The sequence below is a fragment of the Metallosphaera javensis (ex Sakai et al. 2022) genome, from assembly GCA_021654415.1.
Classification (GTDB): Archaea; Thermoproteota; Thermoprotei_A; order Sulfolobales; family Sulfolobaceae; genus Metallosphaera; species Metallosphaera javensis.
Genome location: AP024487.1, coordinates 21,116 through 34,284 on the forward strand (window position 1 = coordinate 21,116; position 13,169 = coordinate 34,284).

The 13,169-nt window shown below is 46.5% G+C and carries 14 protein-coding genes; 9 read left to right on the forward strand and 5 right to left on the reverse strand.

Annotated elements, in window-relative coordinates; all coding sequences use genetic code 11:
- Positions 1–58 precede the first annotated feature (58 nt).
- The 5 genes from QVC96_RS00115 to QVC96_RS00135 all read left to right on the forward strand — a co-directional run bounded on the left by QVC96_RS00115 (position 59) and on the right by QVC96_RS00135 (position 3,747).
- Positions 59–789 (forward strand): IS1 family transposase gene (locus QVC96_RS00115; RefSeq protein WP_425597964.1). Its coding sequence is split into 2 segments (ribosomal slippage): positions 59–275 and positions 275–789, totalling 732 coding nucleotides; the frame shifts between segments, so codons are not numbered across the junction.
- 123 nt (positions 790–912) lie between these two features.
- Positions 913–1,398 carry a hypothetical protein gene (locus QVC96_RS00120; RefSeq protein WP_287689590.1) on the forward strand — a complete coding sequence of 162 codons (486 nt, stop codon included), beginning with the start codon at positions 913–915 and terminating at the stop codon, positions 1,396–1,398.
- Complete coding sequence (locus QVC96_RS00125) at positions 1,398–2,750, forward strand: hypothetical protein (RefSeq protein ID WP_287689591.1); 1,353 nt, start codon at positions 1,398–1,400, stop codon at positions 2,748–2,750. The genes QVC96_RS00120 and QVC96_RS00125 overlap by 1 nt, the downstream gene beginning before the upstream one ends.
- A gap of 389 nt (positions 2,751–3,139) precedes the next feature.
- Positions 3,140–3,394, forward strand: a complete 255-nt coding sequence (locus QVC96_RS00130) for a hypothetical protein (RefSeq protein ID WP_287689592.1) — start codon at positions 3,140–3,142, stop codon at positions 3,392–3,394.
- Between the two features lie 179 nt (positions 3,395–3,573).
- The gene (locus tag QVC96_RS00135) at positions 3,574–3,747 is read left to right on the forward strand and encodes a hypothetical protein (RefSeq protein ID WP_287689593.1); all 174 of its coding nucleotides are present in this window, start codon (positions 3,574–3,576) and stop codon (positions 3,745–3,747) included.
- A 477-nt stretch (positions 3,748–4,224) separates the two neighbouring features.
- Here QVC96_RS00135 and QVC96_RS00140 read toward each other — a convergent pair whose 3' ends face one another.
- The gene (locus QVC96_RS00140) at positions 4,225–4,371 is read right to left on the reverse strand and encodes an IS1/IS1595 family N-terminal zinc-binding domain-containing protein (RefSeq protein ID WP_287689594.1); all 147 of its coding nucleotides are present in this window, start codon (positions 4,369–4,371) and stop codon (positions 4,225–4,227) included.
- Between the two features lie 188 nt (positions 4,372–4,559).
- Between QVC96_RS00140 and QVC96_RS00145 the strand changes: the two genes are divergently transcribed.
- The 4 genes from QVC96_RS00145 (at position 4,560) to QVC96_RS00160 (ending at position 8,580) form a co-directional block, all read left to right on the forward strand.
- The gene (locus QVC96_RS00145) at positions 4,560–5,792 is read left to right on the forward strand and encodes an ATP-binding protein (RefSeq protein ID WP_287689595.1); all 1,233 of its coding nucleotides are present in this window, start codon (positions 4,560–4,562) and stop codon (positions 5,790–5,792) included.
- Positions 5,793–6,217: 425 nt separating this feature from the next.
- Positions 6,218–6,880, forward strand: coding sequence for a nucleotidyltransferase family protein (locus QVC96_RS00150; RefSeq protein WP_287689596.1), 663 nt, complete (start codon positions 6,218–6,220; stop codon positions 6,878–6,880).
- Positions 6,873–7,694, forward strand: coding sequence for an SIS domain-containing protein (locus QVC96_RS00155; protein WP_287689597.1), 822 nt, complete (start codon positions 6,873–6,875; stop codon positions 7,692–7,694). Before QVC96_RS00150 ends, QVC96_RS00155 begins: the two co-directional genes overlap by 8 nt.
- A complete protein-coding gene (locus QVC96_RS00160; protein WP_287689598.1) occupies positions 7,672–8,580 on the forward strand; it encodes a BadF/BadG/BcrA/BcrD ATPase family protein in 909 nt (302 codons plus the stop codon). The genes QVC96_RS00155 and QVC96_RS00160 overlap by 23 nt, the downstream gene beginning before the upstream one ends.
- A gap of 662 nt (positions 8,581–9,242) precedes the next feature.
- Here QVC96_RS00160 and QVC96_RS00165 read toward each other — a convergent pair.
- The 4 genes from QVC96_RS00165 to QVC96_RS00180 all read right to left on the reverse strand — a co-directional run bounded on the left by QVC96_RS00165 (position 9,243) and on the right by QVC96_RS00180 (position 13,141).
- Complete coding sequence (locus tag QVC96_RS00165; RefSeq protein ID WP_287689599.1) at positions 9,243–9,764, reverse strand: hypothetical protein; 522 nt, start codon at positions 9,762–9,764, stop codon at positions 9,243–9,245.
- Positions 9,765–9,882: 118 nt separating this feature from the next.
- A complete protein-coding gene (locus QVC96_RS00170) occupies positions 9,883–11,031 on the reverse strand; it encodes a M20 family metallopeptidase (protein ID WP_287689600.1) in 1,149 nt (382 codons plus the stop codon).
- Positions 11,028–11,915, reverse strand: coding sequence for a DUF1177 family protein (locus QVC96_RS00175; protein ID WP_287689601.1), 888 nt, complete (start codon positions 11,913–11,915; stop codon positions 11,028–11,030). The genes QVC96_RS00170 and QVC96_RS00175 overlap by 4 nt, the downstream gene beginning before the upstream one ends.
- Positions 11,912–13,141: an FAD-binding oxidoreductase gene (locus QVC96_RS00180; protein WP_287689602.1), complete on the reverse strand. Its 1,230-nt coding sequence runs from the start codon at positions 13,139–13,141 to the stop codon at positions 11,912–11,914. The genes QVC96_RS00175 and QVC96_RS00180 overlap by 4 nt, the downstream gene beginning before the upstream one ends.
- Positions 13,142–13,169 lie beyond the last annotated feature (28 nt).

A 13,169-nucleotide genomic window follows, 5' to 3' on the forward strand; every position in this document is an offset into this window, starting at 1 on the left:
TTTCAGCGTTCATAGTGTCGTCACTAAGGTATAAATATTTGTAAAGGGAGTATTACTTATGGCCAGGAGGGGAAGGAAACCTGTCTACAGGGACGTTCCCTGTCCCTCTTGTGGAAGTAATCACGTGGTTAAGAACGGGAAGATAAGGGGAAGGCAGTTCTACCTGTGCAGGAAGTGCGGGAGGAAGTTCGTGGAGGGAGCTAAACACCATCACGATAGGAGCGTGAGAGAGAGGGCCCTCAGGATGTACGCGAACGGGATGAGCATGAGATCTCCAGGGTACTTCAGGTCCCACTGGGCACGGTATTCACGTGGATCAAGAGGTACGGAGGGAGGAAGTACGCGAAACTCGTGGAGCTGTGGAGGAGAGCCAGGGACGAGCTGAATGAGGGCGTGAAGGTCGTGGACGAGATGTGGACCTACTTCAGGAGGAACGCGAAGGCGTTTTACTCTTGGGTCTTCACGGGATTCGTGTTCTCCATGAAGGGGATGTACGTCGTGTTCTCCGTGGGAGACAGGAGCGAGAACACGTTTCAGGAGCTCGCGCAGTACGTGCCCGAGAAGGGGACCTGGGTTTCGGACGACTACAACGTCTATTTCCTCCTCCCCGAGCACAGGGTCGTGTCACCCGTTAACCCCAACGAGTCCTTCCACTCGTCCCTCAGGGACAGGCTCGTGAGGTTCAAGAGGGCAACCAAGGCAGTGAACAGGAGCTTTGATATGATGAGGTACTCCGTAGGTCTCGTTCTGTGGGAGAGAGGGCTGGTCCCAGAATTTATACCTCAATGATGACACTATGTCAGCGTTTAAGAATTATGAACCGAAATTACTAAATTTAATCAGTAACAAAATAATACCCTATTACAAACAACCCGCATCATCCTTAAAAACCAGTTTGTAATTATCAACTCTATGGACACGAAATCGCAATTGATTGACTTCCTGCGACAAAGAGGCGGATCTGCTCCCAGGTCATCACTCCGAGGGTATACCGATGAGTTTCTTCTTCAGCTTGAGAATGAGGGCATAATAAAAATAACGAAAGTGGGAAATGGTAAGCGCATCACGTTGGTAGAAACTACTCCTCCCTCCATTGTCCCTGCAGATTTATCCGGGTTACTTAATATGATCTCAGAAATAAACAGGAAGCTGGACATCTTGCTTTCATCCTGTCAAGGGTCCTCCCCTACGACCCAAGATCTAGACAAAATATTTGAACAATTAAAAAATCCCATGGGCCTGGCCTCCCTTAAGGATATAAGGGAGAGAATGGGTCTTTCTAGGGAACAGTTCTACTCTAGATTCTCTTCATATATTGAGCACAATTACCAGCTGTATAGGGGTGGAGAGGAGGGGATAATCAAGGGAGGAGTTATTTTTGGAATAATTAAGAGGTGATGTTGACGTCATGCAACTTTCCCCCGGATTCCGTGTCCACGTGGGAGAGCAATAACGAGATTTTTGGGTCAAAATACAAGAGATACTACAAGGAAGTGGAAGATCGTCTGTTAACTGCAGGTAAGGTATTCATCTTTGGAGATCCAGGAATGGGAAAGACCACTATTCTCCTACGTTTATCGCAGGAACTCAAAGGCCTTGGCAAGTACAGTGTTATATACATGGATCTCTCGTCGGAGAAGTCTTTTGTTGACGAGTTTTGGTTTTACGTCAAAAACTCCGGCATTATTCAAGCTATCTCCAATGCCGTGTTCGAGAGGAGACGAGAGGCAGGATACGGTTTCATGAATCTACTGAAAAAGGATTTCCGCACGTGGATGAAGACCCAATGTAAGAAGGGTTCAACCAACTCCCTGGTTAGGCTATACTCCCTTAACTTTCCAGAATGCAACTCATACCAGGGGCTTGACGGAATTATCCTCTTCCTCAAGGATCTGAAGTTACTGGGAGCTGAGCCAGTCCTTCTTATGGATGAGGCCAGACCAGAGCACTACTATCCCTATATTCATAAACTAGTGAACTCTGGCGACGCCCGTCTGGTAACGGCCTCTCCTACCGCTGTACTCGAGAAAATAAAGGATGAGGCCACGATACGCAGAATTAAGGAAAACTGGGTTCAACTTGAGCCTGTCACCCTTAACGATGCGAGGGAGATTTTATCATCAATGTGCCCAGAAATTGGAAAGTATCTAGTGGAGGAAGTATATGAAAATAACATGACAATTGCTCAACTCATCAGCGGAGCCAAGAGGCTATACGAACGCCTTCAATACGAGTGCAAGAGGGATTTCACATGCATAGAGGAGAAAGCCAAGAACTTGGATAGATTCCCTGAGATACAGGAGGCCTCAAAGAAAGTGGAAGTGATCGTGAGGGAGTGTATAAATCAAGAGAAGGAGACCTTGAACATAGACAGGGTTTTCGATAAGGGAAAGAAAGTGAGAGGAAACAAATCCAACAGAAATATAGACGTTGCGTTCATTTCTCGCGGTCTCCTTTTCTTGGGCGATGTAAAGCTGACAAATAGTGAAGAGATCAGGAGTAACTCAATTGAAAATGTACTTGACATAATAACGGAAAGAGAACAAGAAATAGAAGGTAGGAAATATACCGTTGGATCAGTCTTCATTATAACTAATGGTAAGGTGTTCGATTTTCCAGGGGATGTGATCTATTTACCGAACAGGTTGCTAAGGGAGGCAATGAACAGGGGAACATGCACCGATGAGCTCAGAAAGGAATTGAGTAAAAAGATAAATGAAATTCTGAACAGGATTGCTAAGACTAAGTGAGCCTAGTGGGGTACCTTCCAGGGGTCGTGGTGGGCTTGGTCCGGTTTGTTGTATATTTCACGTTAAAAGTGGGTCATTCACCTCTCCATTGTGAATTGTATTCTAGTTCCTTCATTTCCTTTTATTCAATCTAGGATTAATTGAGTAAAGCCGTCCGATCGTGAGGGAAACGAGAAGTATATGAATATTATTCCATAGATGTAAAAATTATCCAAAATGTTGCGGTTCCGAGCAATGGCTCAGACGATCTGAAGTCCGTGGGAGGTGTGCTCGCCGAACCTCCTGGGAGTGTCTGGATTGAGAAAAATTCAACGAGAAATTATCTGGGGATGATAGAATTTTGGTAGAATAATGGCGTAATACTTAAGTCGGAAAACGGACATCATACCATGAACGCCCAGGATATCCAACCCCAATACGTGGTGATGTCCGTTCCCCAGATACAGGATATGCCCTCCAGAAAAATCCTTTTCCTCCTCATACCAGTGGTAGTAAGGGAAAGGGTTGAGGGGAGGTTACCGTGTGGGTTCATCTTCAAGCTACTGATTGTGATCCTTTTCACGTGTTCCTTGAGGGACCGCGGTAAACCTTGTGAACAAGGACGTGGTGGTCAGGCTCTTCGTGAGAGAGCGTGGGGAAGATAACCCTGTTCGACTTCGTGATTCAGCAGAGAGAGGAAGGGTCTGCTCAGGGAGATCACGATGGATCTGGACGGGAAGTGCAGGAGAATGTATTTACCGTCTAGTGCGCTCTACGAGGAGAGTGGCTAGTAGACTCCTTCCTCCTTGACTTACCTCCTGGGAGAACCAGCCTGGAGATCATGATGAAGTACAGGCTCAACGCCGTGCGTCCTGGACCTGTGGACAGGTTGAAGGTGTTCGTAAAGGCTAGACTTGGAGCCAAGACAAGGAGGTTCCAGGGGAGGTGGACCAAGAAGAGAAGGTCACACTTCGGCCTGAAGGTCTTCCCCGATCTCCACACTCTTCGTCCATCTTGAGGTCGAGTTCGCCAACTTCTCAGACGTGAGGTACTGTCCAGGAAGGGGCTCAAGCTAGACAGGGGTTTCAGGGAACGCGGATACCTTCGTCCACCCCCGCGGTCCCTGGAAATATCTTCGTCCCTACGTGGAGCACTTCAGTACCTGGAAGGGCACTGGAGGCCCTACATTGAGAGCAGGGCCAGGAACGAGGCCTTCATCTACGTGATAGCCATCACGTACAACACTTCACTTCTTCCCCATCCAGAGGAGGACTCCTCCCCACTGCGGGCAATACAGCTCCCCTGACGTCCTGGGATGCGAAGGGTCAGGGTGAAGTGTTGATGACATATTAAGATAGTTCTCTAGATATAAAGTGTACGAAGCTATTTAATCCTTTTCCAAGGTGTGAGCTTGATACAACTAATTAATTTTTATGCTTCTTAATCAAATAAGCCGAATTTTATGCATTCCGGGCACTCTCTCATCGAATTTTTCTCACTCCAGGCACTCTCTCTCGAGAGCCCTCTCCCTAACGCTCTTGTCGTAATGATGCTTAGCTCCCTCAACGAACTGCCTCCCACAGTTCCTACAGAGATACTCTTGCTTACCCCTCACTCTACCCTTCTTGACCACATGGTTCACATCACAGGAAGGGATATCTCCCTGTAAACAGGTTTTCTCTCCCTCTTCCCGTAGCATTACCCATTATACAGATGTTTATACCTATCTAACTACACTATGGACGTGCTCATGCGTAGACCTTAAAATTTAAAGATATTTGGGAGTACACTCCGTAAAGTTTATATCAATATTTGGGAGTACACTCCACAATGAATGTTGAAGAGTTAAAAAAGATAGTCGCTGATCAGCAGGATATCGCACTAGAGAAGCTAGATGACAAAAGGATAATTGACAGGGATGTCCCAGACCTACTGCACTACCTTACTATACCGAATGCCCTAGCCATATTGGGAGTAAGGAGATGTGGCAAATCAACTTTAGCAATCCAATTAATGAGAGGTAAGAGGTTTGTTTACGTAAACTTCGATGACGAGAGTTTAAGAGGAATTACAGCTAAGGACCTCAGATCCTTAGAGGAGGCAATTTACCAGCTCTATGGCGAGATTGATTACATGGTTTTTGATGAAATACATAACGTTGATGGATGGGAATTATTTGTTTCTAGGTTAAGAGACATCAAGAGAATAATTATTACTGGAAGTAATTCCAGGATGTTAAGTGGAGAGCTAGCAACTCATCTAACCGGAAGACATATCGATTACATTCTCTTTCCCTTTTCCTTTAAGGAATACTTAACGTTCAAGGGAATAAAGGTTGAAGAGGATTGGTTTTATTCAACTAAAAAAAGGGCTGAATTAAAGAGGGAGTTAGATAATTACTTAGTAAATGGAGGATTTCCGGAAGCATTGATATTGGGTAGATCTCAACTGAACGTTGTGTATAACGATATTCTCTTTAAAGATATCATTTCTAGGTTTAAAGTTAGGGAAATTGAAAAATTTAGGGAATTCAGCGAGGCTGTGATGTCGCTTTACTCCAATGAAGTATCCTTGAATTCTTTGGCAAAGACTTTGAAGATTGATAATAAGACCGTTGAGAATTGGTTTTTCGGATTACAAAATGCTTACCTAATTTTTCCAATTTCAAGATATGGAGAAAAGGTAAAGCAAAGGTTAACGTATAACAAGAAAGTGTACATTGCTGATCCAGGATTGATCTCGTCGATAGCGGTTAAGAATAGGGATAAAGGAAGGTTAATGGAAAACGTAGTAGCCGTGCATTTGTTAAGGCAAAAACAATTGTTGGGAGACATCTATTTTATAAGGAATGATTATGAGGTAGATTTTTACGATCAAAATTCAAGATTAATTCAAGTAACTTACGCCACAGATAAGGTTGAGGAAAGAGAGATAAAGGGTTTGATGAGAGAGAAGAATAAGGCAAAGGAACTTATTGTAGTTTCCTGGGATTTGGAATATACTGAAAGAATTGAAAATAGAGAGATAAAAGTAATTCCTTTATACAAGTTTTTGTTAAAATGAAGATGGGGCCAGTCAGGTCTCTATTTAGAGTTGAATTAGTTCCTTAATTTCTCATTATCTAGTGCAGGATTAATTGAGTAGAGTCGTCTCCATCGTGAAGAAATGATGAGTATATGGATATTATTCCATTTCTATAAAAATTATCCAAAATATTGCAGTTCTGCATAGTGTCGTCAAACTTGCATAAATTAGCTTTATGGCTTCGTGACTTTGCATTGAATTCCTTGAAACTTGAAATATGCCAACATGACGACACCATGAAATGATAGATTGATTTTGATCATCTCATGTAGATTAACTAATTACAATTCTCAATGGAGACCTGAATGACCCGATTTTCTAGCCTTGATAGTTTATTCTAGCCCACGGAAATAGCTAATTGCTGATTCAATTAACCTTTTATCCATGATAAATTATTTCCAACCATGAAGGCTTTAATTCTCGCTGGTGGCTTTGGCAAGAGACTTAGACCTTTCACAGACGACAAACCCAAGCCCCTTCTCGAGATTGCAGGAAAGCCAATACTTGAGTGGCAGATCCTCTGGCTCAAGAAGTACGGCATTCGCGAGTTCGTGATCCTCACAGGCTACAAGAAGGAAGCGCTCATAGACTGGGCATCCACAAACTCAGATAGGCTGGAGGTCAACATCGTCTACAGCGTGGAGAACGAGCCCATGGGAACGGGAGGAGCCATAAGGAAGGTGAGGCATTTCATAAACGAGGACTTCCTCGTGGTGAATGGCGACATCCTCACCAACCTAGACGTGAACATGTTGAGTTCCATGTCCATAGCCCTGGTACCCCTCAAAAGCCCCTACGGAATAGTCGAGGTTAACGGGGAAAAGGTATCCAGGTTCGTGGAGAAACCAACCCTTTACGACCACTGGATAAACGCTGGGGTCTACAGGCTCTCCCCATCCGTGTTCGATTACCTTCCGGAGAAGGGTGACATAGAGAGAACCACCTTCCCCAGACTAGCTGAGATGGGGTTACTGAGGGCGGTGAAGTTCGAGAAGGTTTACTGGAGGTCCATTGACTCAGTGAAGGACATGGAGGAGGCGGGAAACGAGGTAGTCAACCTTGTATGAGGACTGGGATAGACTTTACGCTGAGGCCAATCTCCTGAACGTCCCCAGAGTGGAGGGGGAGATCTCCTGCTTTGGGATGGGAGGGAGCGGAGTGGTGTGCGACATCCTGAGTGCTTTCTATCCCCTTGTGAAGGATATGAAGTTCGCCGATGCGGTGATTGCGGTGAGTTACTCGGGAAACACCACCGAGACCCTTCAAGTTGTGAGGAGGGCCCTGTCCATGGACAAGAGAGTAATCGCCATAACCTCCGGGGGAATTCTTTCAACTCTCCCAGTGGAGAAGGTCTTGGTGAGGGGAGGCGAACAGCCCAGGTACGCATTTCCCTTCCTATTCCTCCCCCTGGTTAAGATGCTGAGACCAGACCTGGTCAGGGAGGTCATTGATAGCGTGAACGCCATGGAGGCCAAAAGAGTAGCTGAGGACCTTCTCTCCCACGTGAGGGGGAAGATCCCCGTCTTTTACGCCTCCACCTACCTGGGTCTTGCCAAGAGGTTCAAGCAGGAGATAAACGAGAACGCGAAGTACCCCGCATTCTTCGGTGAGATTCCCGAAGTGAACCACAACGAGGTGGAGGGATACGCACACGGAGATTCCCTCTACCCCGTGGTCTTCTCTTCTTCCGAGGTGGACGAGGTCACTGCACGACTAGTGAACGCCAGGGTGATCCGGGTATCAGGCATGAGAGATGTCTCCCTCCTGATCCAGAGTGCGGGTTTCCTCTCCGTCATGCTGGCCAGGGAAATGGGAGAGGATCCCACCAAGTTAACCAGAATACCAGAGGGAAGGAGACTTGTGGAAAGGATTGGCGGTTGAGGGAGGAGGCACCAAGACAACTGCGGTGGTTTTCCAGGGACTTGAGATTCTGGGCCTGGGCCTCTCCGGCTCATCCAACTTTGTGGAGGTTGGGGAGAGGAGGGCCGAGATTGCGCTGAGGAAGGCAATCCAGCGAGCACTGGAAATGGCAAACCTCTCCCTCAAGGACGTGGAGAGGGCCTCCTTCGCGCTGGCGGGGATAGGAGATTCCCCAAACTTCACCCTGATGGGAGAGAGGATGGTGAGACGTATCTTTCCCGGTGCTGTTATCGTTAACGATGGGGTGGTAGCATGCAAGCTGGCTCACCTCAACCAGGACGGAGGGGCCCTGGTTGCTGGAACTGGAAACGTGGCATATATCCAGAAAAGGGGTGAACTCAAGAAGCTTGCCGGCTGGGGATGGTTCTTCGGCGACGAGGGTTCAGCCTCCTACATAGGAAAGAGAGGTATTGCCATGGCAACTAGAGCCCTTGACGGTCTGATTGATAGCCAGTTACCCAAGGAGGTGGAGAAGTTCTTTAAGGCACCAATTAGGGTGGTCATAGAGAGGTTCACCAGAAGGCCCAACAAGAGGAAAATAGCCTCCTTCGCTAGGGTAGTGGACAGGCTAGCTGAACAGGGCGACCCTGGAGCGAAAATCGTTATGAGTGAGACAATTGAATACATAAACTCCATGTTAACCAGAATGAGGAGAGAAGTTGATAGGGTGGCTGGAACGGGCGGTGTGTTCAAGTCCAAGATGGTGAGGCGGGCCTTCCCGGACCTGAGGGTTTATGAGGGTTATCAGACGGTGATTGGGTCAATGGTGTTACTCCTGGAAAATGTCAGGGAAGAGGATAGAGATGAACTCCTGAATCAGCTGGAAACAATCAGGAAGAGGTTTTAACTCCATGGGGTATTCTGGAGGTGGAGTTCCTTCGTGAGGGCGGATCAGTTTGCATGAATTGCTACTTGAATGGGTTGATGAAGGGAATGAACCTAGAAAAGGAAATTTCCTCATCACACTGTGGTAGGAGCAAAATGATAGTAGAAAAGTATATTACTGATAGGCCATTAAACTCTTTAGTAACAACTTTTTCAAAGAAGTTGTTGCCGATGAGGCCTTTTACTCGTTGCCGGGATCGGCAGCGGGGATGAAGGGCTAAGGTAGACTTACCATCTTCTGCACCACATACGATCTTCTCAGGTCATCTAACATATCCTCGAGATCTTGTGGTAACTTTCCTCGATATGATGCAAACTCGGCTGATACTATGTAGTCAGCTATCATTATCCCTTTCTTGTACAGTTCTACGCGTTTTCTAGTGTTCTCCAAACTCAAGTTTAGCTTAACGTGTGGTCCTTTTAGAAATAAGTCCAGTCGTTGATCTCTTTGGGGGTTAAGGGGGCGGAAGACCTCATCCGTAAGGGTGGGGATGGATAACCCAAAGAAAGTTTTTAAATGATAACATGCGTAAATATATTGTGGCCTGCTGAATCCCATCGTGCGGTAATAGCCGTGGGATGGCCACCTAGGGATGGAACAGCCCGAAGTCAAGCTTGCGGAGATCAATGCCTCCGTAACCCTTCTACCACACGGGGCGTCAAGGATGGGTTCCATTCGACGGAACCTCCGCTGTGGGTGAGAGGGGATCGAGCATGGTCAATGAACCAAGAAGCCCCATCCGTAAGGGTGGGGCAGTTCACTTCGTGTCTCTTTTCCCTCGAGAGTTTATCATTAAGAGAATCGTAAAATATTTCCACTCTCCTTTCAACTATCTCACTTAACTCTTTGATGGGATACTTGACGTAAATCTCGAAGTAATAATCCGACATCTTAGAGCCTCCGCCCAGACTGATATTATATTTCAATAAAATCACTTTAAATTTCTGCTTATTATTCACTAAAATGCTTAGAAATTCTTTTCGCCTTTCCAGCCTGTCGTCGATAAAGTGATAGTTCAAGCCCTTTACCCAGTTCAGTTTATCGTCATTGGTAACGATGCAACTCACAAACATGCTATAGCTCTGACCCTCCTTCAATGGGCCCGCCTCATCTATAAAGACCATAGCATCCTTATACAATTGCACGGGGATCTAGTATATCTCTTACTATTTATAACCATAATGTATAAGTCAAATCGTATTACCGCCTTTTAATCAAGGGTTTAGAACGTGTTAAAAGTCCTCAACTCATCGTTTTAAATGTCTAAAGTAGAACCCTGGGGCTAGATCTCATGATACATTCATACACCAGGCTTACCTTCTCAACGTTCCTGAGGTTGACATACTCGTTGGGAACATGGGCCTGATCTGGCTCTCCCGGGCCAAAGTTCACTGCATCAGCGTTTCCATAGAACACCGCATCATATCTAATGTTTGCCACCATTTTTCTGGGCTCCCAGCCCAAATGTGTCTTGATACATGTCTCCATTGCCCTTGCCATATGGGAACTTGGATTAGTCATTGATCCAGGCACGAAGGACTTAATCTCGAACTCGTGCTTAATCCCCAATTCCCCAACAGCTTCCTCCACAACTTCTCGATCAAACTCCGGACCCCTTTTGTCGTTAGGTGAAACGGACCTGTAGAGACTAAAGGCGAAGGTACCGGGAACTATCCCATCGCTGGTGGAACCCTCCACATATCCTCCAAGATTTACCGTTGGTTCATCCATATTGTCCCTTCCCTCCTTCGAGGAGTACCTTCTTTGAATCTCCAAGGCTAACCGTGAGGCCTCAAGAAAGGCATTTACCCCCTCCTTAGCCTTACTGGCATGGACCTGTTTACCAAACACCTTCACTATTCCCCGAATAATTCCAAAATGACCTATGTAAATGTCCGGAAAGCTCGGCTCACCGAAGATCACGTTTTTCGCCCTCACCCCATGTTTCTCCACAAGATATTTGGTTCCAATTCCTCCACTTTCCTCATCGGGTACAAACGCTATCTCTATGGGCAGATCGTTAAAGATCTTCAGGGCACTGTAAAGGCTCACCATGGCCCCCTTCATGTCCGAGGTCCCCCTCCCATATGCCCTGTCTTCAACTATCTTCAATTGAAATGGATGAGTTTTCCAGCCATCTCCTGGGGGAACCACGTCATAATGTAAGTTGAAGTGAAGCTTGGGTTCAGGGTCATTTCTCGCAAGCACAATTACCCTCCTATTCCCCCTATGCCTAGGGGAGTAGATGTAGTTCCTATCCATGAACTCATCGGGTATCTCTATCAACTGAACCTGAAACCCCAACTCCTCGAATTTCTCCCTTATCAAGCGACCAAAGTCTTCGTAGTTAGTTCCAGGTGGATTCACGGTCTCCAGCTCAACTAGGTCCCTCAACAGGCTCTCCACATTCATGGAGATCTCCTCACCCTCACGAGATTAGAGGGGCCCACTCTCCTCTCCAATTCCTGGAGTTCATCCTCACCGTAAACCCTTCCACCCTTCTCCATGTACTTGAGAAATTCCAAGCAAAACCTTGAGGCATGTTCAAGCATGTTCAGGTTCATCACCCCTGTCTCATATCCCGGTATCGCCCTCGGTGAAACTGTAGCTAGCCCAATTACTGGTGCACTGGTGTAAAGCCAAGGCGAAATCAGGGTACTAATGTGATACACATTGAAGTCCAATGGAGTTAGATCCCCGCTGGTTAAGGGGATCATATAAATCTCGTGCTCTGTAACTTTATTATAGATATCAATGACCTCATCACTCAATTTCAGGATATAGCCATCCTTTATCACGTGAGTTAGGGCAAAGTCGTCGTATTTTGCAAGTCTGTTTCCCTTTGTGGAATCGATGGAGAGGACTGTTGTGGCCTGCGGATCCACCTCCACCTTTAGGGCGTCATCCAATCCCACAGAAGGTACCATGAACTTGAAGGGAGCGTGAGGGATAAGTTTGGCAATCATGGATAGGTTAGTAACAAAGGAAACATCAACCTTGAGCTCTATCCCCTTTTCCCTCAGGTTCAGCAGTTCCAAGAGAGTTGTCAGGCTAACTATGGCCCCATCAGCATCGGAAACCAATCCCCTGCTCTCATTCACCATTTGAATTGCCCCCAGCCTGCCCAGAACCTCAATCCTCCTGCCCCCTCCGTCGTAGAGGGCCTTAACGAAGGTCACTCCCTCCACCGTAACCTCCTCATATTTCGCCCTTCCCTCAATCCTTTGCCTAATCCTCTCCAAGGGATCCTTGGACTCCAGAATATCCATGACGTCAAGCAGGGTTTTGAGGATCATGTTCTCAGCTTCCCTGGATTGAGGATGTGATGGGGGTCCACAATCTGTTTATATTTTTTCATGAGTTCTAATCTAAATTCCTCGTCCACCCTATCGTTCACTACTAGGGAGTGTATCTCAAAGGGTATTCCCTCCCTGAGCATTATGGAATCTATCACCTCAAAGTTCTCCCTTTCAGAGATGAAAACCGTGTAGATTATGGTTTCTCCCCTCAACGTCATGACGTCTCCGTGAATGAGAACCTTGGGGCCCAGAGCCCTCTTAACTTGGCTCACAACCTTCAGGAAGCTTTCCAGGGAAAGGAGCCTCACCTCGTAAAAGTACCTGGAGAAGCCCGTTAACTTGCTCATGGTAACGTAAATAGCTGCGAATGCCAGTTCGTCCAAAAATCTCATATCCACCTCCTCTCCCAAGCTTTTCGTGCTGGATACTATCACATTCCACCTACCCGGGATTACTCTACCCCTGGCAACTAGGGAAAGCGTCTCGTAATCCTCTATGGTTATTCTCCTTATCTTGGGCCTGTCCTCCTCCAAGTTCTTAAGTAACTTCACTACCTCGCCTATCTCGTCAACCCTAATTAGTTGATCCTTCCAGTCCTCGTAATCCACCACTGACAGTTCAGCTTCCGTGATTATCCCTGTGGTCCCAGCCGCCTGCGAGACTGCCAACGTTTCCTTTCCCTGCAATTCGTATGTCCCCGTTGTGCCCATCACGGTTAACCTTCTCACACCATCATGATCGAAATGGTAGCCGTATTGATACGACCCTATCCCAACGTCTCCTCCCGCAATGTATCCCCCCAGGGTGGAAATGTAAAAGCTACTGGGGTATACCTGCAGTTCCTTCCCCCTCTTCCTGAGGTAGTTAAGCGCTGTGAGTACTTTGACCCCAGGGGAAATTCTCAGGTATTTATCATATTCTAAAGTTTTGTTCAATTTCTGTATATCTAACACTATGGAAGGCACTATGGGCAATACCTGGCCTATGGTGGATGTGCCAGCTCCCCTGGCTAAAAGAGGAACCCTATGCATATCGCAGAAATTCAACAAATTCCTTACATCTTCAACGTCCTCAGCCACCACCACCCCCAGGATCCTTTTACCCATTTTAGAGAGAACGGGAGAGACCAGGTAGGGGGAACTGGAGTACTGATCAATGATATCTCCCCTGGTGATGAACCTTGAGTTGAATTCCTTTTCAAGTTCCTTCAATAACTGTTCCATACTTGAATAAAGTAAGATTTGTATTAAT